At 73.3% G+C, this 24,520-nt stretch carries 23 protein-coding genes and 1 pseudogene; 14 read left to right on the forward strand and 10 right to left on the reverse strand.

The features are described from left to right. Positions 1-316: pseudogene (locus D5H75_RS39935) on the forward strand (hypothetical protein); the annotation flags it as partial. 310 nt (positions 317-626) lie between these two features. Here D5H75_RS39935 and D5H75_RS39940 read toward each other — a convergent pair. The 3 genes from D5H75_RS39940 to D5H75_RS39950 form a co-directional block, all read right to left on the reverse strand. Further along, positions 627-1,568 carry a glycoside hydrolase family 26 protein gene (locus tag D5H75_RS39940; RefSeq protein ID WP_147425455.1) on the reverse strand — a complete coding sequence of 314 codons (942 nt, stop codon included), beginning with the start codon at positions 1,566-1,568 and terminating at the stop codon, positions 627-629. 165 nt (positions 1,569-1,733) lie between these two features. Beyond that, positions 1,734-3,158, reverse strand: a complete 1,425-nt coding sequence (locus D5H75_RS39945) for a hypothetical protein (protein ID WP_119931845.1) — start codon at positions 3,156-3,158, stop codon at positions 1,734-1,736. A gap of 147 nt (positions 3,159-3,305) precedes the next feature. After that, positions 3,306-6,290 carry a helicase-related protein gene (locus D5H75_RS39950; RefSeq protein ID WP_119931846.1) on the reverse strand — a complete coding sequence of 995 codons (2,985 nt, stop codon included), beginning with the start codon at positions 6,288-6,290 and terminating at the stop codon, positions 3,306-3,308. Positions 6,291-6,523: 233 nt separating this feature from the next. On the opposite strand from D5H75_RS39950, the gene D5H75_RS39955 reads away from it, so the two are divergent. After that, entirely contained in the window at positions 6,524-7,879 is a 1,356-nt protein-coding gene (locus D5H75_RS39955) for a hypothetical protein (RefSeq protein WP_147425456.1), read from the forward strand. Positions 7,880-7,975: 96 nt separating this feature from the next. Here D5H75_RS39955 and D5H75_RS39960 read toward each other — a convergent pair whose 3' ends face one another. Continuing rightward, positions 7,976-9,235, reverse strand: a complete 1,260-nt coding sequence (locus tag D5H75_RS39960) for a glutathionylspermidine synthase family protein (RefSeq protein ID WP_119931848.1) — start codon at positions 9,233-9,235, stop codon at positions 7,976-7,978. Positions 9,236-9,343: 108 nt separating this feature from the next. Beyond that, positions 9,344-9,748 carry a hypothetical protein gene (locus tag D5H75_RS39965; RefSeq protein ID WP_147425457.1) on the reverse strand — a complete coding sequence of 135 codons (405 nt, stop codon included), beginning with the start codon at positions 9,746-9,748 and terminating at the stop codon, positions 9,344-9,346. Positions 9,749-9,773: 25 nt separating this feature from the next. On the opposite strand from D5H75_RS39965, the gene D5H75_RS39970 reads away from it, so the two are divergent. Both D5H75_RS39970 and D5H75_RS39975 read left to right on the forward strand, forming a co-directional pair. Then, positions 9,774-10,040 carry a glycine-rich domain-containing protein gene (locus D5H75_RS39970; RefSeq protein WP_147425458.1) on the forward strand — a complete coding sequence of 89 codons (267 nt, stop codon included), beginning with the start codon at positions 9,774-9,776 and terminating at the stop codon, positions 10,038-10,040. 390 nt (positions 10,041-10,430) lie between these two features. Beyond that, positions 10,431-10,898: a class I SAM-dependent methyltransferase gene (locus tag D5H75_RS39975; RefSeq protein ID WP_242454792.1), complete on the forward strand. Its 468-nt coding sequence runs from the start codon at positions 10,431-10,433 to the stop codon at positions 10,896-10,898. A gap of 233 nt (positions 10,899-11,131) precedes the next feature. Here the strand turns inward: D5H75_RS39975 and D5H75_RS39980 are convergent, their stop codons facing one another. Further along, complete coding sequence (locus D5H75_RS39980; protein WP_119931851.1) at positions 11,132-11,497, reverse strand: hypothetical protein; 366 nt, start codon at positions 11,495-11,497, stop codon at positions 11,132-11,134. Positions 11,498-11,758: 261 nt separating this feature from the next. Here D5H75_RS39980 and D5H75_RS39985 point away from each other — a divergent pair, with 261 nt between their 5' ends. Both D5H75_RS39985 and D5H75_RS39990 read left to right on the forward strand, forming a co-directional pair. Further along, the gene (locus tag D5H75_RS39985; RefSeq protein WP_119931852.1) at positions 11,759-13,900 is read left to right on the forward strand and encodes a sensor histidine kinase; all 2,142 of its coding nucleotides are present in this window, start codon (positions 11,759-11,761) and stop codon (positions 13,898-13,900) included. Beyond that, positions 13,897-14,262: a response regulator transcription factor gene (locus D5H75_RS39990; RefSeq protein WP_119931853.1), complete on the forward strand. Its 366-nt coding sequence runs from the start codon at positions 13,897-13,899 to the stop codon at positions 14,260-14,262. Before D5H75_RS39985 ends, D5H75_RS39990 begins: the two co-directional genes overlap by 4 nt. Before the next feature lie 244 nt (positions 14,263-14,506). Here D5H75_RS39990 and D5H75_RS39995 read toward each other — a convergent pair whose 3' ends face one another. Beyond that, the gene (locus D5H75_RS39995; protein ID WP_147425459.1) at positions 14,507-15,121 is read right to left on the reverse strand and encodes a DUF6506 family protein; all 615 of its coding nucleotides are present in this window, start codon (positions 15,119-15,121) and stop codon (positions 14,507-14,509) included. Here D5H75_RS39995 and D5H75_RS40000 point away from each other — a divergent pair. Together D5H75_RS40000 and D5H75_RS40005 are read left to right on the forward strand one after the other, a co-directional pair. Then, complete coding sequence (locus D5H75_RS40000; protein ID WP_119931855.1) at positions 15,107-15,610, forward strand: MarR family winged helix-turn-helix transcriptional regulator; 504 nt, start codon at positions 15,107-15,109, stop codon at positions 15,608-15,610. The genes D5H75_RS39995 and D5H75_RS40000 overlap by 15 nt on opposite strands. Before the next feature lie 406 nt (positions 15,611-16,016). Next, a complete protein-coding gene (locus D5H75_RS40005; protein ID WP_119931856.1) occupies positions 16,017-17,174 on the forward strand; it encodes an epoxide hydrolase family protein in 1,158 nt (385 codons plus the stop codon). Between the two features lie 378 nt (positions 17,175-17,552). Here D5H75_RS40005 and D5H75_RS40010 read toward each other — a convergent pair whose 3' ends face one another. Further along, on the reverse strand, positions 17,553-18,302 hold the full coding sequence (locus D5H75_RS40010) for a hypothetical protein (protein WP_119931857.1): 750 nt from the start codon (positions 18,300-18,302) through the stop codon (positions 17,553-17,555). Positions 18,303-18,540: 238 nt separating this feature from the next. Between D5H75_RS40010 and D5H75_RS40015 the strand changes: the two genes are divergently transcribed. Then, positions 18,541-19,368 carry a hypothetical protein gene (locus D5H75_RS40015; protein ID WP_119931858.1) on the forward strand — a complete coding sequence of 276 codons (828 nt, stop codon included), beginning with the start codon at positions 18,541-18,543 and terminating at the stop codon, positions 19,366-19,368. 133 nt (positions 19,369-19,501) lie between these two features. Here D5H75_RS40015 and D5H75_RS40020 read toward each other — a convergent pair whose 3' ends face one another. Then, positions 19,502-19,753 (reverse strand): hypothetical protein, encoded by a 252-nt coding sequence (locus D5H75_RS40020; protein ID WP_119931859.1) that lies wholly within the window; start codon positions 19,751-19,753, stop codon positions 19,502-19,504. Positions 19,754-20,033: 280 nt separating this feature from the next. On the opposite strand from D5H75_RS40020, the gene D5H75_RS40025 reads away from it, so the two are divergent. The 4 genes from D5H75_RS40025 to D5H75_RS43890 are packed head-to-tail and all read left to right on the forward strand — an operon-like array spanning position 20,034 to position 22,530. Then, positions 20,034-20,948: a hypothetical protein gene (locus D5H75_RS40025; RefSeq protein WP_119931860.1), complete on the forward strand. Its 915-nt coding sequence runs from the start codon at positions 20,034-20,036 to the stop codon at positions 20,946-20,948. Beyond that, positions 20,945-21,517, forward strand: a complete 573-nt coding sequence (locus D5H75_RS40030) for an AAA family ATPase (RefSeq protein ID WP_119931861.1) — start codon at positions 20,945-20,947, stop codon at positions 21,515-21,517. The genes D5H75_RS40025 and D5H75_RS40030 overlap by 4 nt, the downstream gene beginning before the upstream one ends. A 15-nt stretch (positions 21,518-21,532) precedes the next feature. Further along, on the forward strand, positions 21,533-21,814 hold the full coding sequence (locus D5H75_RS42515; protein WP_202638984.1) for a hypothetical protein: 282 nt from the start codon (positions 21,533-21,535) through the stop codon (positions 21,812-21,814). After that, complete coding sequence (locus D5H75_RS43890) at positions 21,814-22,530, forward strand: ASCH domain-containing protein (RefSeq protein ID WP_242454793.1); 717 nt, start codon at positions 21,814-21,816, stop codon at positions 22,528-22,530. The genes D5H75_RS42515 and D5H75_RS43890 overlap by 1 nt, the downstream gene beginning before the upstream one ends. A gap of 327 nt (positions 22,531-22,857) precedes the next feature. On the opposite strand, the gene D5H75_RS40040 is transcribed toward D5H75_RS43890, so the two are convergent. Beyond that, complete coding sequence (locus D5H75_RS40040; protein WP_119931862.1) at positions 22,858-23,223, reverse strand: hypothetical protein; 366 nt, start codon at positions 23,221-23,223, stop codon at positions 22,858-22,860. Positions 23,224-23,592: 369 nt separating this feature from the next. Here D5H75_RS40040 and D5H75_RS40045 point away from each other — a divergent pair, with 369 nt between their 5' ends. Next, positions 23,593-24,441, forward strand: a complete 849-nt coding sequence (locus D5H75_RS40045) for a prephenate dehydrogenase (RefSeq protein WP_340137796.1) — start codon at positions 23,593-23,595, stop codon at positions 24,439-24,441. The last annotated feature ends 79 nt before the right edge of the window (positions 24,442-24,520 follow it).

Below are 24,520 nucleotides of genomic sequence, written 5' to 3' on the forward strand. Positions count from 1 at the left end.
TGCGGTGGCCGAGCCGCGCATCGTGGCCGCCGGCCTCTTCGCCGGGAGTTTCGTGCCCCGCACCATGTTCGAGGAAGCCCGGCAGGTCACCATTCCGCTGCATGTCCTGCTGCAATGGGATGACGAAGGAAACGACCGGCAGACGGCCCTGGACCTGTTCGACGCCTTCGCCTCCACGGAGAAAACGCTGCACGCCAACATGGGCGGCCACACCGGCGTCCCGCAGTTCGCAGCCGAGGACGCCGCCAGGTTCTTCGCCCGGCACCTGCGCCGGCCACAGACCGGAACCCACCACCAGACCGGCAGCAGACCGTAGCCGCCGCCGGCCCGCACACCGCTCACCGAGGACAAGCCCCCGGCCCTCCCCGGCAGCGGTGACCAGCAGATCCACAACCGCCCCGACCGGCCGCCACCGGCCGGCCGGGGCGGCCGGCCACCCGGCCCACCAGAAACGACATCCACAGCCAAGCCCAGCAACGCCAGCGCACCCGACCAGGGGCAAACAGCCATCACCACCGAAACGCCATCAAGATCGACCCTCTAGCGCCACAACTCCGGCCCGATCCTCATTCACCGCTCCGAAACGACGCAATCGTGATGTCTCACTCCGCTACCCGGCGGCTGGTTCACGTGCAGAAGTCGGTCCAGGCGGCGCGGCCGTGGGGGTCGTTGAGGCGGTAGTCGCCGCTGGGCCAGTCGAGGTCGAAGTACAGGGCCCACAGCGCGCCGTGCTCGCTCAGGTGGGCGGTCATCTGGCGTAGCCAGGCGGCGCGGCCGGTGCCGTCGTCACCCGCCGCGATGTGGCTGCCGAGCTCGGCCACGCCGTAGGGGAGGTTCTCGGACCGGTTGACGGCGATGCTCTGGGCGAGCAGGGTCCGCGGGTCGAGGTACCGGCCCTTGGCCGCGAGGGTGTCGTAGTTGTACACGTCCCAGGCCAGCACGTCGATGGTGTCGCGGCCGGGGTAGTAGTCGCGCCAGTGGCGTCCGGAGGCGGTCTCCAGGGTCCAGTTCATGAGGATCAGGGTGGCGCGCAGCCGGGGGTTGGCCGCTTCCCGGGCCAGGGCGGCCAGGTGTTTCCAGGCCTGGCGGTAGTCGGCGGCGGTGAACTCGCCGCGGGCGATGTCGTCCTCGGGCTCGTGGTAGAAGGTCCAGTAGATGTCCCGGTCGCGCGGCGCCGCGCGGAACCAGGCGCGCAGGGTGGTGTCGTGGGCGCCGGAGGAGACCACGCGCGGGCCGGCCTTGAAGGAGATGACCAGGGGGCGGGTGCCGCCGTCGAGCTTGCCGGGCCAGGCCTGCGGGAGGCCGCCGTAGAAGAGGCGTACGGCCTTCAGCCCGCCGTAGCGTGCGTCGAGGCGGGCGAGCGCCTGCTGGTAGGTCTCGCCGTTCTCGGCGGCGAAGGAGGCTCCGCACAGGGGCTTGGCGGTGGCGGGCGAATCCCGGCGGGCGCCGTCTACCGCCACGCCGGGGCGCTCCACCGCCGCCGGCGCCGGGGCGAGGACCATCGCGCCGGACAGGCCCACCGCGAGCGCGACCGCCGTACCCGCGCGTATCCGAGCGTGAAGAGGCATGGGATTCACCGTGGGCGGGTGCTCCGGGCGGCCAAGGCGGGCCGCGGCCATGGCGGGCCGCGGCGGGGACGGGCCCGTGCGGGGATGGGCCGCCGCAGTTCGGGGCGGGTGGTGGGCGTGGGTGAGCCCCGCCCCTGGGGTGGGGGGCGGGGCTCGGGGTGGCGGTCAGCGGATGCCGAAGCCGGTGCGGCCGAGTCGGCGGTGACCGGTCTCGGGGTTGATGGCCGGCCGGCCGTCCGCGCCCGGCGGGGGCAGCGTCCCGGCGAGCAGCCGCAGCCCCTCGGTGATCACGGCGGGGACGCGTCCGCGGTTGAAGCGCGAGTTGACCTCGCCGACCGCCCAGGTGGGGCCGCTGGCGCACAGGGCGGCGTTGTAGCGCTCGCCGTCCAGGTCCAGCTTGAGCAGCACGTGGCTGCCGCGCTTGAGCCGGTCCAGGTACGTCCAGGTGCAGTTGCCCATGTAGGAGCGGTTCTCGGCCAGTTCCGCCGGTGACAGGATCGGGTCGATGATCGCCTGCTCGGCGGTCCCGCCGGGGGCGGGCCGGCCCTCGGGCAGCGGAAGCCGTTTGCCGCGCAGACGGCGGAGCAGGGGCGCGGTCGGGAATTCCTCCGCCGACGCCTGGGGGTACAGGGCCGCCCACTGCTTGGGCTTCTTGCCGAGGATGTCCAGGTTGACCTGTCCCGACTCCGGGTCCGGGGTGATGGACTGCTTGAGCGTGCGCACCAGCCAGGTGATGGGCGTCTCGGGACGGTCCATCGGGTCCAGCCACGGCAGATGCGAGGCCCACAGCGCCAGGTCGGGGTCGATGTGGTCCCCTTTGCGCATCTTCTCGGCCAGGTCCGCCATGAACGCGCGGACCGGCTCCGAGGGCGGCAGCGCCGAGACGGCGGCCACCGACCCCTCGTTGTAGGGCAGGGTGCCCTCGATGAGCATCTGGCCGAGTTCGGCGGGCGTGCGGCCCGACAGGTCCTGCTGCGGGGGCCGCTCACGGTGGGCCAGCAGGGCCACCCCGGCGGTCATGTCCCACCAGCGGCCGTCGTGCGCGGACGTCCACAGCGTGGTCAGCAGTTGTTCGCGCCGCTGCTCGGGGAAGTGGGACAGCAGGGCCCGCAGCGGCCCGGCCAGGCTCAGGACGTGCCGTTGCGGCGCGAACGCCGTGCGGGTGCCCGGCGCGAGCGCGATCAGCCGGGCCAGCCGGTCGGGCTCCAGCAGCGGGGAGCAGGCCGCGGCGAAGGAGGCCATCTCGACCCCTTGCGGGTAGCTCGTCTTCAGGGCCACCCCCAGCGCCTTGACCACCGACTTGGTCGCCCGGCTGGGGCCGCCGTGCCAGTCCAGCAGGTTGACGCACAGCCCTTTGAGGTTGGGCGCGCGGTCGTCCAGCACCTGGAGCGAGCCCGCGTACGCCAGCAGGTCCAGTGCTTCCCGGCAGCGCGCGGTGGGCATGTACGGGGACAGGTTGCCGCTGGCGGCGTCGGTGGGCGCGTCCCGGCCCAGGGCTCGCTGGGCCGCCTGGATGGCGTTGAGCGCCTGCGCCGTGGTGGGCCGCCGGGCGGGCACCGGGTGGGCGTCGTCGCGGTGTTCCTCGGGCACAGCATCACACCTTTCCTTGCGGGTTTCGCGCTCCTTCCGTGGGCGCCGCCGCTCCCCGGTCAAGGCCGGCCCCCCGGAGGGGTGCGTCATCGGGTCCTGGGGTGCGAAGGGAGGCCGCCCGGCTGGGGCGGCCTCCCTTGGCGGTGGTCAGGCGGCGCGGGTGAGCGTGCGCGCCATGTCCATGACGTTGCTCACCTGCGCGGCCTGGCCGAGGTCGGCGCCCAGTTCGCGGGCCAGGCCGCCGAGCGTGCGGCCGATGCCGGTCTGGGCGGGGTCCAGGCCGCGGGAGACGTCGAGCACCCGCATCTCCAGCACGGCCCGCCCGATCACGATGGTGGCGACCTCCATCTCGATCGTGTCGCGCATGATCGGGATGAGCACCTTCACCCGCTGGTTGGGGCTTTCGAGGCGGACGGCGCGGCCGATGCGCTGGATCACCGGGTCGGTGAGCCAGGGGAGCTCGTACAGCACGACCACGTTGGCGCGCTGCAGGTTGAGCCCGCGCTCGCCGGAGGCGGTGCAGACCATGACGTCCAGCTCACCGTTCTGGAACTGCTCGACCATCTGGTCGCGGCGCGCGCCGCCGCCGCCCATGATGGCGCCGACGGCCATGCCGCAGTCGCGCAGGTCGCTGATCAGGCCCTCGGCGACGGAGGCGAACTCGGTGAACACCAGCACGCGTTCGCCGGCGGCGACCATGTCGCTCACCTCCTGGACGACGGCCGCCCGTTTGGTGCCGGGCCGCCGGGTGGCGGCTTCGACCAGTCCCTGGGCGACCAGCAGCGCGGCCCCGGCCGAGCCGGAGGTGTGCAGCGCCGCCGGGTCGCTGGCGGCGACGCGGGCCAGTGTGGTCCCGCCCAGGCAGGCGCCGCGGGCGGCGCGCAGTCCGTCCTGGGCCGCGGCCAGCTCGGGGTTGTCCGGGTCCAGGGACTGGGCCAGCTCGATCGCCTCCTCCAGTTCCTCGACCAGGCGCTTGAGCTCCGTGCGGGCCGCGGTGGCCAGCGCCCGCTCCTCGGGGGTGGGCTGCAGCCAGCGCACCTCGGTGTGGACCTCGGGGAACTCCTGGCTGTTCTCGGCGGAGCTGACCCGGAAGAACACCGGGCCCATGGCCTGGCGGAACCGGGGCAGTTGCGCGTCGTCGTCGAAGTCGAACGTCGCCGACAGCTTGACGCCGCGGAACAGGTGGGGGTCGTTGCGCGTCCAGGAGATGATCTTGCCGAGGTCGTCGGCGTCGCGGCCGAGCGGGGTGCCGGTCAGGGCGATGGCGACGTCGGCGCCGGCGCGCAGCGCCCACAGGGCGCGGGTGGTCTTGCCGGAGTTGCGCAGCACGTTGCCCTCGTCGGCGACGAGGTCGTGCCAGTGCTGATCCAGCAGGACCTGCCCCAGGTCGGGTGCGGCCGGCTGTGCTGCCGGGGTGGCGGGTCCGGCGTCGTCACCGCCGCCGGGCACGGCGTCAGCGGCGGGTACGGCGTCAGCGGCCGGCCGGACCGCGGTCTGGTCCGCGTCCGGGGCGGGCGCCTGGCCGGGGGCCGGGTCGTGCGGGCCGGCCAGGTCCAGCAGGTCCAGCTGTTCCTGCCGGACGTACCGGGCCGGGGCCGGCCGCCCGAAGCCCAGGCGCCGCTGCTCACGGCGCCGCCGGGCGGCCTCGCGCTCGCGCTCGCGTGCCTGGGCCGCGGCCTCGCGTTCGGCCCGGGCGCGCTCCTCGCGCCGTTCCAGCTCCTTGGTGACGGGGCGCAGCAGCGAGTAGGAGACGAGCACCACCAGGGGGTCGTCGCCGCAGCGCCGCAGGGCCTCGGTGACGCGGGCCACGTCGGCGGCCGACTGCACCAGGACCGCCTCGGCCTCGGGGAACCAGGTCTCCACCTCGCGCAGCCACTGCTGGCGGACGTTGGCCTGGAGCACCACCAGGCCCCGGTATCCGGCGATGCCGCGGGCGCGCTCGCGCATGCCCGTCAGCGTCATGATGGTCTTGCCGGTGCCGGGGTCGGAGGCGTTGAGGAAGCCCAGGCTGGTCGCGGCGTGCAGGCCGGCGGCGACCTGCTGGTAGTCACGCAGCCGGTCGTCCTTGAGCGGCTCGGCCGCCAGCATGCGGAACACGTCGCGGGTTCCCTCGTGCACCACCATGGGAATCTCCGGCAGCGCCTGGCCGATCAGCTGGATCTGCGTCAGGTCCATCTCGCAGGAGGTGGCCGACTGGGTGGCGGCGGGCTCCTTGCCGTCCAGGCCCACCTCCCGCAGCAGGTCGGGGGCCTCGTCGCCGGCGTGCCCCGGGTAGGCCTGCCGCGTGTCCTGCGCCAGGGCCGCCAGCTTGCGGAAGGCGCCGCGGCCGACGCTGACCCGGGCCCGGGCCGGCTGGCCGGGCAGCGGGGAGGCCACCAGGGATCGGGCCAGCCGCTGGCGGACGCGCATGATGTCGTCGCCGGGGCTGGGGTCGATGACGGCGATGTCGCCCTCGTGCTGCAGCCATTCGATGAGGGTCACCGCGTCGGCGGCGCGCAGCGGGGCCGCCTCGGCCAGGTCCCGGCCGGCGGGGCGCAGGTCGAGGTTGACCTGCGGCAGCCATTCGGGGATCTCCAGCTTGGTGGTGATGAACCGCAGCCAGTAGCCGTACTCGGTGCGGGAGACCGTGAGGGCTCCGTAGCACTCCAGGTGGCTTCCGGAGGAGCGGTAGGGGTGGTAGCCGGACAGCTGCCGGTGGTGCCGCTCGATGATCGGCAGGACGGGGGTGTCCCGGAACATCGTCCGCAGCTGGTGCGCCTTGTTCGCGCCCAGGTGCGGCAGCGACAGGGGCTTGCGCGTCTCGGCGGAGAACGTCAGCTCGTAGGGGTAGAGGGCTCCGGCGGCCACCCACTGGCAGGCGGCCAGCATGGCCTCGACGTTGGGCTCGTTCTCGCCCAGGCCGGCGAACCAGGTCAGCCGGCCGCGGCGGGCGGCCCCGGAGGCTTCGAGCACGGCCTCCAGCACCGGGTGGGGCGCGGGTTCCAGGGTGAGCGCCGGCTCGGTGAGCGCGGCGTCGTCCTCGGGCGACAGGCCCGGCGCGAGTGTGGCGCGGACGACCAATGGCCTGATGCTGTGCTGCAGATTGTCCTTGCGGGCCTGCTCCAGCAGGGTCTTGGGGGTTTCGACCGCCACCTGGGTTCCTTTCGTTGGGGGTGCCCGGCCGTGGATCAGGCCGGGGGGTTCGCGCGGGGACCGTGGTGGCCGCAGGCCGCCACACCAAGGGATCAGGCGCCTCGCGGCGGCCGGGGACGGCCGGGATGGGGTTGCGCGGGCGGGGGCGGCGGCCACGGTCGGCCCGGTCATGGCCAAAGGAGCCGGGCCCGCCGCCGTGGTGCGGCCGGCCCGGCAGGAAGGAGGGCCGGCCTGTGCCGGAACCCTTGGACAACCCCATCGCCGAGGCGATCACGGATCTGAAGGACCTCATCGCCGGCTCGGGCTGGCCGCTCGGCGCGCACTTCGCGGCCGCGCTGGACCGGCTGGAGCGGGACTGCTTCGGGCCGGCCGGCGGCCCCGGCGGCGCGGGCGGTGACCGGCGCCCGCCGCAGGAGGAACCCGCGATCCCTGCGGACGCCGACGGCACCATGCCGGCCGTGCTGCGGGAGGAGGTCTCCTTCGTGTGCTCGCTGGCGTTCACGGCGGGCCAGGCGGGTGAGCGATTCGCCGCCGAGCTCGACGCCCTGGTGCAGCAGTTCGAGAGCGGCCAGTGGGCCGCGGGCCCGCGGCCCGGGCACGATGGCGCCGCCCCGAGCCCGGACGGCGTCACCGGCGGGACCTGCGCGTCCCCCGCGCGCCCGGCGGACCCCGTCACCCCCGCCGATCTCGTGAACGACGACATCGGCGCGGCGGCCGGCGCGCCGCCCGTCTTCCCCGGCCTCCCGGCGCTCCCCGGTCTTGCGGCGCTCCCCGGTCTTGCGGAGCCGGCCGGGAACGATGGGCCTCACGTGCCCGGGGATGAGGTGCCCGCCCAGGCGCTGCCCGCCTATGTGCTGATCCGCCTGGAGCACGACGCCGGGCGGCGGCTGGACGAGCCGGAGGTCGAGCACGTCTGGCGAACCATCCACCCGTCGCTGGCGGCGATGCTGGGCGAGCTCACCCTGCGGGCGCGCCCGGAGCCCCAGACCGGGCCCGCCGTACGGCTTCGGGCCGACTTCGCCGAGCTGCGCGACCCCGACCGTCTCACGCGGTTCGGCCGGGGCATGGAGATCTCCAGCGGCGCGGTCCTGCTGCCGGACGGGACCACGGTCACGTTCTCGGCCCATCTGGGCCAGCCCGAGGACCCGGCGCTGGCCGAGCAGTACGGCCTGGGCCCGATGGACCTGCCCGACCGCGGCGACGGGCTGCACTTCAGCCACACCCTGACCGACCTGTGCACCCCGCCGGGGGAGCAGCGGCCGCAGGCCGAGCCGATCTTCGCGGTCACCTACACCCGCCGGGACGGCGCCGAGCTGACCGGCCCCCAGGTGCACGCGCTCGTGAGCCATCCCGTCTCCCAGCACGGCCTGGCCCGGCTGGGGCGGCTGCAGCTGCACACCGTCGATGACGGCCCCGCCCCGAACGTCAAGATCGCCCGGTTCTGGGTGCTGGAGCAGGGCGAGGTCGACCTGGCGGCGCTGGCCGTCAGCGCGGCGGCCTACCAGGGCGAGGTGGACTTCGGGCCCTTCGCCGGCGGCGTCGGCGTGGTGCACGCGCAGGGCGCGGCCACCGTGCGCGCCGCCGCCTGAGCCCGGCGATCAACCGCCCACCCCGGAGACGTCTCCGGGGTGGGCGTCACACGTGTGCGGGCCCCACCTGGTCAGGTGGGGCCCGCGGCGGTGCGGTCAGGAGCGGGCGGCTGCCCGCCCGGCGTCCTCGTCGATCCACCGCCGCGCCTGCTCAGCGGTGGGCGCGGAGGCGTCCTCGATGAAGTGCGGCACGAACCGGGCGCTCAGCCCGGTGACGGCGTTGTCGTCCTCACGGATGCCCATCCCGGCGGGGTGCCCGGCGACGATCCAGCTGCCGAGCACCACGTAGCCGCCACCCAGGTTCGGCATCGGGTGGTGCTCCTGGAAGCAGTGCGGCTCCGGCGAGGTGAACTCCTGCCCGGCGCGCAGGATCCGCACCCCGTCGCCCTCGCGGCCGAACAGCGGCTTGGCCACGAAGTCGCGCATGTCCCGCGGCCCGTCCAGGTAGGCGGGCAGCAGGTTGGGGTGCCCGGGGAACATCTCCCACAGCACGGCCAGCAGCGCCTTGTTCGACAGCACGGCCTTCCAGGCCGGCTCCAGGAACAGCGTCCCGCGGCGGCCCGCGGCGAGGTGCCGCCCGAACTCCTCGGCCAGCATGTCCTCCCACGGGTACAGCTTCCAGAGCGCCTCCAGCGCGGTCCCGCGCCGGGCGCGCTCGTGGACCTGGGGGCCGATCTGGACGCTGGTGGCGTCGAAGAACCGGCGGTGCCGCTCGTCCCAGCCGATGTCGCCCATGGCGATCAGCCGCGTCCGCAGCCCGGCCTCCTGGGCGGTGTCGGCCATGTAGGCGGCCGTCAGGTATTCCTCGTCGCCGCCCTCGGGGGCATAGGCCAGGTGGACCTCGGTCAGGTCCCGCGCGCGGGCGATGTCGCCCCAGGCGCGCACCAGCCGGTCGTGGACGGAGTTCCACTGGTCGGCGCCGGGGAACCGGTCCTCGACCCAGAGCCACTGGATGGCGGTCTCCAGCAGGCTGGTGGGGGTGTCGCCGTTGAGTTCGAGCATCTTCGGCTCGCCCGCCCCGCCGTCCCAGACGAGGTCGAACCGCCCGTAGAGGGACGGCTCGCCGGCGCGCCAGCTGTCGAGCAGGACCTGCCGCGCGGCGGGGTCCAGCCCGAACCGGGCGAACACCTCCGGCCGGTCCAGGACGTACTCAACGGCCTGCAGGCACATGCCGTACAGGTCCTCGGTGACCTGCTCCAGCTTGTCGATCTGGCGCAGCGTGAAGACGTAGGCGGCCGATTCGTTCCAGTACGGCACGCGGGTGCCGTCCGGCAGCTCGTCCATGGCGAACGCCAGTCCCTGCGACTGGACGATGTCCAGCCAGCCGTCGCGGGGGGTGATGCTGATCCTGCGCATGGGCTTCTCCCTGTGTCGGTTTGGCTTGATGGAAAGATCCCGGCCCCACCGTGGTGGGGCCGGGCAGGGAGAGAAGGCGGGGCCGCCAGGACGGGCGGGGAAGGGGGGTCAGCCGCCGCTGCCGCCCTTGCCTCCGCTGCCGCCCTTGCCGCCGAAGCCGCCGGACTTGCCGGACATCTGGCTGCCGCGTTTGACCGAGGCGCCGCCCGGGACGGTCTTGACGACCTTGGCCCGGGAGATGCGCTGCCCGGCCTTGGGCGGCGCGCCGTGGCCGGTCGCGACGTAGTACCAGACGAAGACGGAGGTGCCGCCGTCGCGCTCGTCGGACTCGCACTTGCCGTCGTCGTAGACGGTCTCGTCCGACTCGTTCTGGCTCATGCAGATCTGGGCGTAGTCGGCGTCGTCTCCGGAGGATTCGCACGCGGTCGTGGCCACGAGCACCGCTGCGCCGGCGGCCGCCGCGCACGCCACGGTGACGCCGTGCGATCGCCTGCGCCTGACGGTCGTTTCCATGATCGCCCTTTCTCGGATTGGGGACGTGAACCCCGACCCTGGGCGCCCACAGCCCGCCCCCAACCACGCTGTCGCCGCCCGCGATGGGTATGCCTGGCGGCCGGTTTTCGGCTCGCCTGAAATCGGCGGCCGCTTCCTGGACCACAACCCCACCGTCGAGCGCAAGGGCGACGGCACGGTCCTGCGCACCGCGCAGTTCGTGGAGGACAACGGGTTCCAGATCGACTGGCCCCTGTGGGAGGCCGACTTCGGCAAGCGCTCCCCCTGCTACCCGGGCAGCGACAGCCATTGACGTGGCCGGGGAGACCATCTGCGCCCTGAACGGGGTTGAGGGCCGGGACCGCAAGGTCCCGGCCCTTCCTTGTGCCGCCTGTCCACCCCAGGCCCAGGCTCCCCGCCCTCGCGGCGCTTTCCGGGCCACGCCGCGAGGGCCCGGCGGGACGATGGGGGAACCTCTTCCGCTCCGCACGCCACCGTGAGGTCTGCCCGTGGACGCCATCCAGGACCGCTTCGACTATTGGGACCACTACGCCGAACGCGCGCCCGACACCGACCCGCAGGAGGCGTTGCGGCACGCGTTCGGGTGGACTCAATACGAGGGCCACGGTCCGGGCGATGAGCTGCTGGCCGACTGTGCGATGGCGCTGGAACTGGGCTGTGGCCGCGGGACGCCGTCGCCGCGTTGGCGGTCAAGGGTGTGGACGCCAGCGGGCTCGACCTGTCCGCCGTCCATCTGGAACGGGCGCGGCGCCGCTGGGGTCACCTGCCCGGGGCACGATTCGTCCAGGCCGACGCGGCCGGCTACCTGGCCGACACCGCTCAGCGGTGGGAGGCGATCTACTCGATCTGGGGCGCGGTGTGGTTCAGCGACCCGGCGCGGCTGCTGCCCCTCGTCCGTGCCCGGCTGGCACCAGGCGGCCGATTCGTGTTCAGCCACGCGCCGGCCGTCCCGGGCTGTTACGGGCCGCAGGGAATGTACGGGTCCGGCTTCCGCAGCCGGCCGGTGTGGGTGCGGCGCTGGGCGTACGAGCCGCACGTGTGGGCGGACGTGCTCGCCGGGCACGACTTCACCGAGATAGAGGCATGGATCGAACCCGCGCCCGACCCCGCCCTGCTGGGCACCCTCATCGTCACCGCACGCGCCGACTAATCGTCCTCGCGGAGGGGCAGCCGTGCCCCGTCCGCGCCCCTGGATGCCGCAGGACGCGAGCATGCCCCTGCGAGCTCCTCCGCCCGGGCCTGGGCAGGCGTCGGGCGGAGAAGCGCTGGTCACTCGGGAGCGCTTCTCCGCCCGGTCCCTGCCTGGTGCGCGCCGGCCCCGGGGGAGGGGCGGCGCTGATCGCGGCAGGGGGGTTGATCGGTGGCGGGGTTGCCTGACCCTCGCTACGGCGCGTCGCCGCAGCAGGGGCAGGAGTCGGCGAGGGTGTAGCCGTGCTCGCAGTTCAGCGCCCGCGTGATGCGGACCGCGGCGGCATCCCCGGCCAGGAACACCGCGGGCATGCCGGTCACGAGCGCGCGCACGGAACCGGTGAGATCGCGCGCGCTGGATTCTGGCAGGCGTGTGGGGCCCGCCGCCGGGCGGCATGAGCACCGGCCGCGGCTGCCGTCCATCGGCAGGTGGTGCGCGGCGCAGTTCAGCAGCGGCGCGGCCCCGGCGCGCGCGGCCGGATCGGACAGGACCGCCTCGCGCAGCAGGGCCACGACGCTCTCGGCCAGGCCGATCAGGAGGCGGTACTCCTGGTTGTCCATGGATTCTCCCTTTGTCGTCTCGCAGGGGTCACGCGACCCCCGGGCGCTGCCGTACCGTGCGCGCCGCCCAGCAGGAGGCACCGCCCGCGAGCGAGCGGTGCCGCCGACGCGCGTGAGCGGTGCCGCCGGCGCCACGGGGGCGCCGGTTCGAACAAACGCGTCTCCTTCGAACATCGCGCCAACCGCAGGACAACGTGATTGGCGGCTCTCGCCCGCTCTGGTGCAGCATGTCCGCCTGACAGCGTTGAGGGAGAGAAGGCCATGGGCGCCATGCGGAGGCTCACCGTCTCGCGGTGGATCATCGCGGTGCTTCTGCTGGGCGCCCTGGTGCTGCTCGGCGGGCCGCCGGACGCCGCCGCCCTGGGCGCGTTGTGGCCCTCGGCGGTGTTCGGCCTGGCCGTGGTGCTCTCGGCGTTCTTGTGGGTCACCGCCAGCGGCACCAAGAACCAGCCGTGGCAGGCCCACTTCGACCAGGCCGCGCTGGCGGGGCTGATGTTCGCCCTGCCCCCCTGGCTCGTCATCGTCTGCGCGGCCGCGGGCGGGGCGCTGTGGGGCGTGCTGGCCAGGAAACGGGCCATCAGCATCTGGTTCAACGCGGCCAACGTGATGATCGCCGGGGCTCCGCTGGCGCTGCTGGCCGAATGGGCGGACCTGGCCTCCGGGCCGGTCCGCCTGTGGCACGTCGGCCTGGTCCTGGCCGGCGGCGTGGCGTATGAGTATCTGTCCTGGTACGGCGTGATGCTGGCCTGCCGCACCACCCACGCCGAACCTCCGGTCAGCCGCCCCGGCGACTGCCTGGAGACGCTGGCGGTGTCCACGCTCGCCCAGGTCGGGGCCGCGTGCACGTTCGCGATCGCCTTCCGGGAGAGCCAGCCCGCCCTGCTGCCGATCGGGGTGATCCTGCTGGCGTGCGTGTGGCACGCGCACCGGGCGCTGATGTCCGAGCTCGCCGAGGACGAGCCGGCGCAGCGGCTGCGGACGCTGCCGGCGCTGCTCGCCCATCCGGTGCGCAGCGCCGAGCAGCTGGAGGCTCTGGCCGAACGGCTCCGCGACCTGCTCGGCGCCGACCTGCTGGTGCTGAAGGCGGCCGGGGAGAGCGGCCGGTACTCCATCAGCCGGCCCTTCGGCGAGGCGGCCGGCCGGGACCTGGCCGCCGAGGCGGCGGCGCTGGGCGTCAGCGACGTGCCCCGCGTCCTGCCGCGGCCCCTGCTGCCGGCGGGGTGGAAGTTCGGGATGACGGTCTGCATCCGGGCCGGCGACACCGCCGGTTCGGCGCCCCCCTACATCGGGCGGCTGGTGGTCGCCTGGCGGCAGCGGCCGCCCGGTCTGTACCTGGCCGGCAAGGTGCCGCGGACGCTGCGCAACGCCGTCTCCAGCGCCGGCCACGCGCTGGGTCCCATCGTCGAGCAGGTGGACTCCTTCAACGAACTGGTCGAGGAGCGCCGCCGCCTGCAGGCGGTGGTCAAGCACGACACCATCGGCATCGTGGTCGTCGACGAAGCGGGCAAGGTCGTGGTGTGGAACGACGCCATGGCCGCGCTCACCGGCGTGAACGGATCGCAGGCCCTGGAACACGACAGCGGCGGCGTCCTGACCCTGATGACGCCCGACGGGCAGAAGGTGCGGCTGGGCGAGGAGCCGTCCGGCTCACTGATCCTGCTGCGCCCGGACCAGGAACGGCGATATGTGCGCGTCTCGTCCAACCGCGACAGCGGCAGCCTGGGCGGCACCTACTACTGCGCGGCCTTCGTCGACGAGACGCGCGAGCGGGACCTGGCCACGCTGGAGAAGCTGCTGGTGGCCAACGCCACCCACGAACTGCTCACCCCGCTGACGTCCATCCGCGGGTTCAGCCAGCTCATCTGCGCCCACGTCGGCGACGGCCAGGACCTGCTCGCCGAGTCCGCCGCGGCCATCCAGCGCAGTGTGGACGAGATGACCACGCTGATCAACGACCTGATCGACGCCTCCAGGACGCAGGCCGCCGGCAAGGCCGTGATCAGCACGGTCGACGCCGGCGCCCTGGTGCGCAAGGCCGTCGCCGCTCTGCCCGGCGCGCCCGACCGGGTGCGCGTCCACCTCAAGCGGCACGTCCGTGCGCGCGCCGACCCCGTCCAGCTCGAGCGCTGCATCGACACGCTGTTGCGCGACGCCGTACGGCACGCCGACCCGCGCCGGACGATCACCGTGACCTCGCAGGCGCGGGGCGGCTGGACGCACCTGTCGATCCAGTGCCGCATCCAGCCCGAGGAACGCGCCGGTGAAGTACGCCTGGCGACCATCCCCGGGCTGGGCCTCGGGCTGTTCAAGGTGCGCTCGTGGCTGGCGTCCATGCACGGTGATCTGACGGTAGAGGCGACCCCCGAGGGACGGTTGCTGATGACGATGAAGGTTCCCCGATGAAGATCCTGGTTGTCGAAGACGACCCCACCATCCAGCAGCTGCTGGGCATCATGCTGCGCCAGGCCGGGCACGAGGTGACCATGGCCGGCGACGGCTACGAGGGCTGGGAGGCGGTCGCCCACGCCGCCCCGCCGGATGTGGCGATCTTGGACGTGATGATGCCGGGCCTGGACGGGATGCGGCTGCGTGAACGGCTGCGCCGGCACCCTCCCACCGCCCGTCTGCCGGTCCTGATGCTGACCGCGGCCTCCGGCCATGTGCCCGCGGAGAGCCCCGACACGCTCGTGCTGCCCAAGCCGTTCGACATGAACGACCTGTTCGACCGCCTCAACCGCCTCACCCGCCCCGACGACCCGGCCTGATCCGCTGCCGCACGCCCGGTCCCAGGGTGCCGCGGGTTCACCCTGGAGGGGTTCTCCGCGGTGGCCGCGCAGCCCGAAGACGCGCAGGCTGGTCTGCTCGGCCTCGCCGGCTGCCGCGGCGAACTGCCCCCACGGTCCCGCCGGGGGCCACATCAACAAGATCGGACCGGCTCTCCACGGGCCCATGCCCGCCGGCACTCAAGCCTTTGTCAGCAGGCTCTTCGTGGCGCGTCCTTGCCCGGCCTCAGTCGTCGTACCCGACGAACCCGACCGGTATCTGCCCGCCGCTCGCGCGCACGGCGGCGGCTGCCGCGTCGACCCCGAGCCCGCCGTACAGCTCGATGAGGCCCAGCCCGAGGCCGCTCAGGGACGCGACGACCCCGGCGATGGCGCCGGGGTCAGGCACAGGAACGAAGACGGCGTCGGTGTGGGTGTCGCGGTCGCGGTCCGGGTCGAGCCCGGGGGCGAGGTAGAGGAACGCGCCGGGCCGCAGCTCGCCCGCCATGGCGGCACGCTTGTAGTCGGCGATCCGCTCCAGCGACTCGAAGCCGTACCGGGTGAGGCCGATCCGGACGCCGGGACCCACTGCGGCGCGGACGGCCGCGGCGTCTTCGGCACCGATACCGCCGCACAGTTCGATCCGTCCGGCTCCCCGCTCCACTTCCGCCAGAACGACGTCGATGAGCTCGGCGCGGCCCGTCCCGACGATCCGGAGGTGGTCGCGGTGCACGCGGACACCCGGAGTTCCCTCGTAGATGACAGCGGTGAACGTGTTCGTCGTGGTCATATCCGCGCCAACATAGCTTGCCATGGAACTATTCCATGGCAAGCTAAAGTGGTCGGTATGGAACTCGACCACGTCGACCGGATGCTGCAGGCCTGGGCGGACCGTGATCCGGAGCTCGCCGCGGATCCGCTGGCAGTGGCGGGCCGGATCCTGCGGCTGGCGCGGTTTCTCGACCTCGCCATCGCCCGCGCCCTCGCACCGCTCGGACTGAGCTTCGAGGACTTCGACGTCCTCAACACGTTGCGACGCGAGGGCGGCGGGCCGGTTCGCCCCAGCGCGCTGGCCCGTGCCGCCCTGATCTCCAGTGGTGCCATGACGGCCCGGCTGGGCCGGCTGCAGGACCGCGGGCTCATCACTCGCGCGGGCGACGACACTGATCGGCGAGCGGTCCAGGTGAGCCTGACCGCGCACGGAGAGGAGCTCGCCATTCGCGCTCTGGCCGCCGTCCTTGAGGCTGACGAGTCGGTGCTGGCGCCGCTGGACGCGGCGTCCCGCGCCTCCGTCGCCGACGGGCTGCGCACCATCCTGGTGCAGCTGGAACGCTCTGAGGCGGGGCGGTAGCGCCGTACAGTGCTTCGCCAGCCCGCAACCCGCCACGGAACCCCGAGACGCATGCCCTTGGCATCAAGGCAGGCCCCGGGGCGGCCACGGCTGGATCTCCTGGCAAGACCCGAGGATGGGACGCGTCCGCCCGGCTCGGTGATCCCCAGGCCAACCGTGTGGCCTGACGCCTGCTGGCCGGCCTGCCCCGGGCGGGCACCCTGCAGCCGATCCGCGACGCCGCCGCGGCCGCAGCCGCCCGTACCGAGATCGCCCGTACCGCCCTGGTCGCGGCCGGCGTTGGCGGAGCGATCACCTTGGCACTGGCCTTCCGGCGTCAGCGCCACATCGAGAGCGTGGCGGCCGCGACCGAGCATGACGCCACCGAGCGGAACTCTGGCGGGAAGCCGAACGACAAGGAGGAGATATGACCGAGCAAACGCAGATCCGGCCCTTCAAGCTCAATATCCCTCAAGCTGCCCTGGACGACTTGGCCGCGCGCCTCGACGCTACCCGGTGGCCCGACGAGAACCCCATACCGGGCTGGACGCAGGGCGTTCCGCTGGCGTATCTGAAGGAACTGGCCGCCTACTGGCGCACCGGCTACGACTGGCGCGCGCACGAAGCCGAGCTGAACCGGTTTCCTCAGTTCATCACCACGATCGACGGTACCGACGTCCACTTCCTGCACATCCGTTCCCCCGAGCCGGACGCGATGCCGCTACTGATCACCCACGGCTGGCCAGGGTCGATCATCGAATTCCTCGACGTCATCGGCCCCCTCACCGACCCCCGCTCGCACGGCGCCGACCCCGCCGATGCCTTCGACCTGGTGATCCCCTCCATCCCGGGATACGGCCTGTCGGGACCCACCCCCGACGCCGGCTGGGACGTCCACCGGGTCGCACTTGCCTGGGCCGAACTGATGCGGCGCCTCGGCTATCACCGCTACGGCGCGCAAGGCGGCGACTGGGGGCATGCGATCACCCTGGAACTGGCCGCCGTGGCCTGCGAGCAGGTGACCGCGATCCATCTGAACACCTTGCTCACCTTGCCCCCCGACGATCCCGCCGCAGCCGCCGAACTCACCCCTGACGACTGGGCGCGCCTGAACCGGATGCTCCAGGCCGAGCCTGAGATGTCGGGATACGCCAAGATCCAGAGCACCCGGCCGCAGACACTGGCCTACGCACTGACCGACTCTCCGATCGGACAGCTCGCCTGGATCGTCGAGAAGTTCATGGAGTGGACCGACAGCACCCGGGCTCCCGAGGACGCGGTCTCCCGCGACCGCATGCTGACCAACGTGATGCTGTACTGGCTGACCTCGACCGCCGGGTCCTCAGCCCGCCACTACTGGGAGGCGGCCCACCCTTCGCGCGTGACGCCCACCAGCCGCCCCGCCACTCCCACCGGCGTCGCCGTCTTCGCCGCCGACATCGCCCGTCCCGTCCGCCGACTCGCCGAAAAAGCCCACAACATCGTCCACTGGTCCGAGTTCCCCCGCGGCGGCCATTTCGCCGCAATGGAACAACCCGGCCTGTTCACTATTGACGTCCGCGCGTTCTTCCGGCGCTTCCGCTGACGACCTTCAGTCACTGAGCCCCCGGGCCCAGCCTGCTGGTGAACTCGGCCTGCTGGTGAACTCGGCCTGCTGGTGAACTCGGCGATCGCCTCGGGTGAGGAATGGAGGCAGCGGCGCGTGTCATCGGTGTTGCCAGTGCCGAGCCCTGGCCCCGCCCGCATCAACGGGCCGCAGGTTGATCCCCGCCAGCCGGGCCGCCTCACGCGCACTGAAGCCCTGGTCCGTGAGCCGGAAGTATTCCTCCCGCGCACGGACCAGGGCCCCGGCCCCGCTGTGTCCGGCCCTTCCGGCTCTTGCAGTCCATCGGACCCCTTCATCTGGGGTGTTGCGACGACCCCTAGAACGGAAGGACGGCCGGGGGCGGTGCGGTTTGGGCGGTCAGGCCAGGAGAGCGGCCACCTCGCGGGCGTGGCGGCGGCGTTCGCGGGCCAGATCCTCCTCCCCGTAGAGGCGCCTGACCTGGTCGGCCGGCAAGGCCCCCAGGATCGTGCCGGACACCGAGTCCAGCCTGACCCCGGACCACCAGGCGTCCACGATGGCGCGGTGGCCGGCCCCGTGGCGCAGCCGCCGGTAGGTGCCCAGGTCGAGCCCGATCAGGGCCGCCTGCAGCAGGTCGGCGCCGTCCAGGCCCTCGCGCACGCCCTGCAGGAAACCGAACCGCTGGCGCCTCGGCACGGCCGCCACCTGGTCCAGGCCGGCGCCGGCCTCGGCCGCCGCGCGCTCCAGCGCCCAGGTGATGCCGGCCCGGTACAGGGACCGGTTCGCGGCCCGCTCGGCGCGGGCGGCCGCCTTGCGCCGCCCGTCGTGCTTACGCCGGGTGGCCGGGTCGGTGAGGCAGCCGGCGCAGTGCCCGGCCTGGGCCAGGTCCGGTCCCCGCCGGGCGATCCGCTCGGCGCTGTAGCGCTCCCGCAGCGCGAGGTAGCGGGCCAGGTCGAGCCCGGAACGGCACACGCGCAGCGCCTGGGGGTGGTCGAGTTCCTCGCGCAGGCGCGTGTACAGCTCCTCATCGGCCCCCAGCGCACGCGCCTCGGACCATTCGGCCCGCGTCACTCCGGCGGCGCGCCGCCGCTCCCGCTCGGCGCGGCGACGGGACCGCCGGCCCGCGGCTGACCCGGTCGTCTTCGTCATAGGCTGCTCCCGTTTCGTCTGCGATCTCGGCACCTGACCGTGCCGGAGCGGATCGCCGGCGCAACCGCCCGGCCAGATCTCCCGCGCACCCCGCCCCGCCGGCCCGGCCGCCTCACCCCTCAGGCCAGGTGCGCCCGCCGCGCGAGGGGCATCGGGTGCGCCGCGCCGAGGGGGGCGGACGGTGCGCGGGGTGACCGGAACCGCACCACTGCCAGAAGAGGGAATCGCGCTGCGCCCCGTGGTCGTCGTCGATGGCGAGGACCACGCGAACCTGCTCTACGCCGCCGTCCGGGACGGCGGGCACACACCGCCCGGTGAGAGGACCGGCTGGGGCCTGCGCGCGGTGCGCCGCGACGCCGCCGGCGCCCGCTCCTCCCGCCACGACTTCGCCTTTCCCGGGCCGGGACACTGGGCCCACGCCGGCCCCCCGGGCCGGCCCAGCGCCTGCCAGGCCCCTGGAGGGGACGGCCTCTGCCTGGGGACCACGCAGGCGGATCCCGGCGCGCCGCTGTGGCCGGCGGTGTCCTGCGACGGCACCCCCGCCGACCATCTGCTGCTCGTCGCCTACCGGCACGAGGACGTCCTGGATGTCGCCGGCGCCCACCTGCGGGTACGGAGACTGCTCGTGGTGGCCGACCTGGACGGCGTGGAGCTGATCCGCGCCCACGGCACGGGGGCGGACCTGCGCGGCCTGCGACTCGGCGAGCCCGGCCGCACCGGCCTGGGGCCTGCCCTGATGCGCGGGGCCACCTGGGACGAAGCCGAGGCGGCGCGGCAGGCCGGCATCGCCCTGGCCCACTACGCCTACGCCCGATGCCTGGCCGCGCACCAGGAGATCCTCGACGCCCACGCGGCCGGGATCGTCGCCTGGCAGTACGCCGACGCGCGCGCGGCGGGCGCCGGCCACGAGCAGATCCTCGACGCCCGCGCGGCGGGCCTGCCGATGCGGCCCTACGTCGCCGCGCGCCGCCACGGCCTGACCCACATACAAGCGCTGGTCCTGCACGCCTCCCGCATCGACATCATCCAGTACGTCACCGCCCTGACCACCCCTGCCGCCACCTGACCACCTCGCGCGACCGGCGCCGGCCCGGGGATGGCAGGGCCGGGACCGCCGGGCGCTGCCGGCCATTCCGGTGGCCTCGGGCATCACCGGTCAGGCGGTCGTACGGCAGGTCCCGGCCCGGGCCGCTCCGGGGTCACGGGCGTACGCGCATCGCGTCCAGGTCGGCGTCCCGCCGGGCGGCGAACCGCGCGATGTCCTCCTGCTGGGCGTGCGCGGCGAGCTTGGTGGCCCAGTCCATCAGGGCCAGGCCCCACGTCTGCCGGGCTTGCTCCACGTCGTCGGGTTTGGCCCGGGGGTCTTTGCGTCGCCCGTCGTACACGTCCGCGGCGACCTGCAAGTCCGCGCGGGCCGCGTCCAGGGTGGCCCGTGTGTCGTGCAGGGACATACTCGGCACCTCCCGTTCGCCAGTTCCGGGTGTCGATGGCCATCGTGTCGGTCTCGCCCGGAAAAGCCCAAGGCCAACACGCCGGCAGCGGACCCCACGCCGAAGTCGGACCGGCCTCGAGATGGCAGAGCCCGTCACCTGATGTCTGCTCTCCTGGGGACATGATCTGATCAGCCCCTGTCGGGAGACCGTCAACTCCTGACGCCTCTCACAGCACCGCTGGCTATTTCTGGGCATCGGAGTGGGCTTTTTCTGGGCATCGTGTGTGAGACTGAAGCTCATGACCCCTTCCGAGACCCTGAACGACCAGGCGAGCGAAGATCTCGTCGCGGAGGTGAGAGCGCTCGTACGGGATGGGCTCCCGGTCCGCCGGGCCGGGGCCCGCCTCCAGGCACTGCCCGGGGTGCGGACGCGCGCCACCGATCCCAGCGACCGGGCCAGCCTGTGCGGGGCTCTGGAGTCGATGCTGCGCGAGGAACTGGACCGCCTCGACAAGGCCGAGTGGGCTCAGGCGGCGCGGCTCCTGTTCGGCGCCGACGCCTCAACGGCCCTGGCGTTGCTGACCTCACGCCGGACGGCCGCGGCGGCCGCCGCCGGGTACGAGGTCCACCACTTCCGCAAGCGGATCGAGCCGAAGATCTGCGAGCTGGTGGCGTTGCAGCTGCGCCGGGCGAGTGACGCCGTCGCCGCCGCACCGGCCGCGCCGACCCTGCATCCCTCGCGCGGCCCGTTGGTGCTCCCGGCGGACGTGTTCGCATGGGAGGCTGCCGAGCACCAGCACTCCGTCGCCTCCCTGTGGGGGGCGGCCTACCTGCTGCGCGCCGAGCTCGTGACGGTCGCCCGGCTCCTCAGCATGGGCGCCGGGGAACAGCAGATCGCCCTCGCGGCCGACAGGGCGCTGTGGCGGCACGCTCAGGTGCTGGCCGCCACCGCCGCCTACCGGGCCGCCTACGGCGCGGCTCTGCTGCACACCGCTGCTGATGTCACCCCGGAGCAGATCGGCGCGTCCGCTGGCTGGACTCCCACCCTCACCCCGACTCAGGACCTGCTCCTGGCCGCCCTCGGCGACCCCGAGCAGGGGTTCGCCGCCTTCACCGCCGCGCTGGCGCAAGCCTCCGGCGGCGCCGGCCTCGCCGCCACCTGGCGGCGAGCACTCACTGGCCGCACCGGCTCCGACCAGAAGGAACCAACATGAACCTCGATCAGCTTCTCAACCCGGCGACACCGCCGCGCCGATACGTCATCACGGGCGGGCCCTCGGCCGGCAAGGAGGCCGTGTTCGGCCTGCTCCATGAGATGGAGATCCCCGCGACCCGGGGGGAACCGGCCCGGGAGATCTACCGCAAGCACCGCGACCGGCTCGGCCGCCATCTGCAGGTGGGTGACCGTCGGGAGTATTCCCGCGACGTGCTCGCCGCGTTCGTCGCCGAGTTCTGCGAGCACAAGCAGGGGCTGTGGTTCTACAACCGCGGCATCCCCGACGGGTACGGCTGGGACGCCTTCTTCGGCCTGCGCCCCTACCCCGAGCTCGAAGAGGCGACCCGGATCTACCGGTACGACGCGGTGTTCGTGCTCGACGCCCTGGACGACTTCAACTCTGAGGACGACCTGGTGTGGGCCAAGGAACGCGAGATCCGCCGCGTCCACGAACTGATCGTCCAGGGCTACTACGACGCCGGCTACAAGCCGATCTTCGTCCCCGCCGACGAGCCCCGCCGGCGCATCGACTTCATCCTCGCCCAGCTCCCCGTCCCCGCCGTCTGACCCGAGAGGCCTGTGATGAACGGCCGCACCGAGACCATGGAGATCATCAGCCCGAACAACGTCCTGGCCAACGCGATGCTCCGCGCGGTGGACATGGTCCGTCCCCGCCTGCAGGCCACCAACCCCGACCGGGTGGCGTTCTGCGTCGGCACCCAGATCAACGGCGCTCCCCACCTGGGCACCTCGCTGGTGCAGACGGCCGCGTTCCTGCTCGCCAAGCAGACCAGTTCCTGCTCGCCAAGCAGACCAAGCGCAAAGAGCGCCTGGCCGTCCGTGACCACGTCACCCTGTCGGTGATGGTCAAAGGCGGCGACTGGGCCTATGGCTGCCAGCTGGTGGACGAAGCCTTCGCCCAGCTCCCAGGACTGGTCCCGCCCCCGCGGGTCTTCACCCCCATGGTGCTCACCGACACCGGCGCGAAGTTGTCCAAGTCCCTGATCAGAGACGGCCGCCTCGCCCCGCCGCCCGGCACCCGGCCGTGGATGCTCGACGTCACCGACTGGGACGGCGACACCGACAACTTCGTCGACGCCATGGTCTGGCTCGTCTCGGCGATGCTCGCCGACCCCAAGCACTTCTACCGCTCCTACACCACCGCCGAACTGGACAAGATCATGGCTGCCCGCCCCACCGCCACCACCGCCCACCGCCCGCGCGAGATGAACCTCTACCGCCGCTACTTCGACCTCGTGGCCGCCGGCACCAAGACCATCGAGGTCCGGGTCCAATACCCCAACCTGCGCAAGCTCGCCGCCGGCGACTACATCCGCTTCGTGTGCGGCCGCGACGACGCGCTCACCAAGGTCAAGCGGGTCGCCCGATACACCTCCTTCGAGGAGATGCTCGACGCCGAAGGACCCGAACGCGTCAACCCCACCAGCCCCCGCGACCAGCAACTCGCCAGCATCCGCCGCATCTACGGCCCCGAGAAAGAAGCCCTCGGCGTCCTCGCCATCGAGATCGAACTGGTCAACAACCCGTCTGAGCACCAACCGCATCAGAACAGCCAGTGATGGCGAGACGAGCCCGCCGAGCTTCTCAAACGCGCCACTGACCGTTGGCCGCTGTCGGCCTCTCCCCGAGATCTCCCACCCTTCGGCTGGGGACACATTCAGGAGCGCAGGATCTTCCCAACGATCACAACCTACTCGGGGGGCTGGACAGCGTCGGGAACGGGAGTCCAACCAGGGCCCGTTTCCGCTGTGTCCGGGCTCACGCGGAGTCCTCGGCTTGACCTGGGGCTTACCCGGCGTGAAGGGACCTGCCCGGTGACCGGGCAGGTCCGTGGGGGTGGGGGCCGGCGGCGCGGCCGGCGGGCGTTCGTGTGTGGTGCCGGCGGCTCAGGACAGCCAGGCGGCCGCCTGCCGGTGCTGCGCGGTGGGGATCTCCACGCCGTCGGCGTCCCCGGCGGCCATGTAGACCTTGCGGTAGTCGCCGCACGCCTCGCGCACGCGCCGCCGGTCGGCGGCGGTGAGGGCCTCCACCAGGTAGCGGCGGGCGATGCGGGTGCGGGTCCGCATGATGTACTGGCAGCCGTGGCGCGGCCACAGCCGCTGGAACCACGTCTCGTCCGGCTTGCGCCGGTCGGCCTCCTGCAGGGTGCAGGGGATCTCCCCGTACACGCCGTGGTCGTGGAACGCCTCCCGCGGCATCCTGGGGTCCTGGTGCTTGACCCACCACGGCCGGTCCTTCCAGGTACGGCTCAACGCTCTTCTTCCTGTCCAGCCTCGGAGACGTGGTCTCCTCGGATTCCGGCTACGTCGGCGGCGACCGTGGGCGGCGCCGGACAGGGCGCAACGACCCGCGCGGGGCCCGTGATGTCGCCGCGATGGATGCCGCCCGGCGGGCCCGGGTGACGGTGAGCTCCCGTGAACCATGTCTCTGCCACCTCTGGCGTCTCATCAGCCTCGAACGTCTCTGTCACCTCCGATGTCGCCTCCGGTGTCTCCGTCACCTCTGATGTCTCTGCCGTCTCGCGCGTCTCCCACGCCCCCGGCGCTCCCGCGGCGCCGGCGTGGGCGGTGCGGCGCCCGGGCCAGGACCGGCACGAGCCCGGCGCGAGGACGCTGACCCGCGTGCTCATCGTCGGGACGGGTCTGATCGGCACGTCGATCGCCTTGGCGTTGCGGCGGCACGGCGTCGGGGTCGCGCTCGCCGACCACGACCCGGACGCGGTCCGGGCGGCGCGCCGGCGCGGCGCGGGTCAGGCCTGGCGGCCCGGCAGCCCCGTGGACCTGGCGGTGGTGGCCGTCCCGCCCGAGCACGTCGCGGCCCAGATCCACCACCTGCAGCGCGTCGGCGCGGCTCGCGCCTACACCGACGTCGCCAGCGTGAAGCAGGCGGTCATCGGGGCGGCCGGGCGCCTGGGCTGCGACATGTCCACCTACATCCCTTCCCACCCGATGGCCGGGCGGGAACGGCGGGGCCCGGACGCCGCGGCCGAGGACCTGTTCCGGGGCCGTCCCTGGGCGCTGTGCCCGCTCCCGCAGGCGGCCGCGCCGGCCCGCGCGGCCGTACTGGACCTGATCGGCCTGTGCGGGGCACACCCGGTCGAGCTGCCGGCGGCCGACCACGATCAGGCGGTCGCCTGCGTCTCGCACGCCCCCCACGTCGCCTCCAGCGCCGTCGCCGCGCGCCTGGCCGAGGCCCCCGCGCAGGCGCTGGCGCTGGCCGGGACCGGGGTGCGGGACGTGACCCGGGTCGCCGGCGGTGACCCGGCGCTGTGGCTGGACATCCTGACCGCCAACGCCGCCCCGGTGGCCGAGGTGCTCGAGGCGATGGCGGCCGACCTGGCGGCCACCGCGTCGGCCCTGCGCGGCCTGCCCGCCGGGGACCGCGCCGCGGCCGAGACGGTGGCCGCCCTGCTCAGGCGGGGCGCCGCCGGGCGGCACCGCATCGCCCAGGCCGGCCGGGAAGGGGCCTGAGGCGACCGGTGTCGACGGCGGAGAGATTGTCAGTGGCTTCGGCGGATCGTTTGTCAGTGGGGCGGGCCCAGCTTTCGCT

It is taken from the genome of Bailinhaonella thermotolerans, from assembly GCF_003594875.1.
Classification (GTDB): domain Bacteria; phylum Actinomycetota; class Actinomycetes; order Streptosporangiales; family Streptosporangiaceae; genus Bailinhaonella; species Bailinhaonella thermotolerans.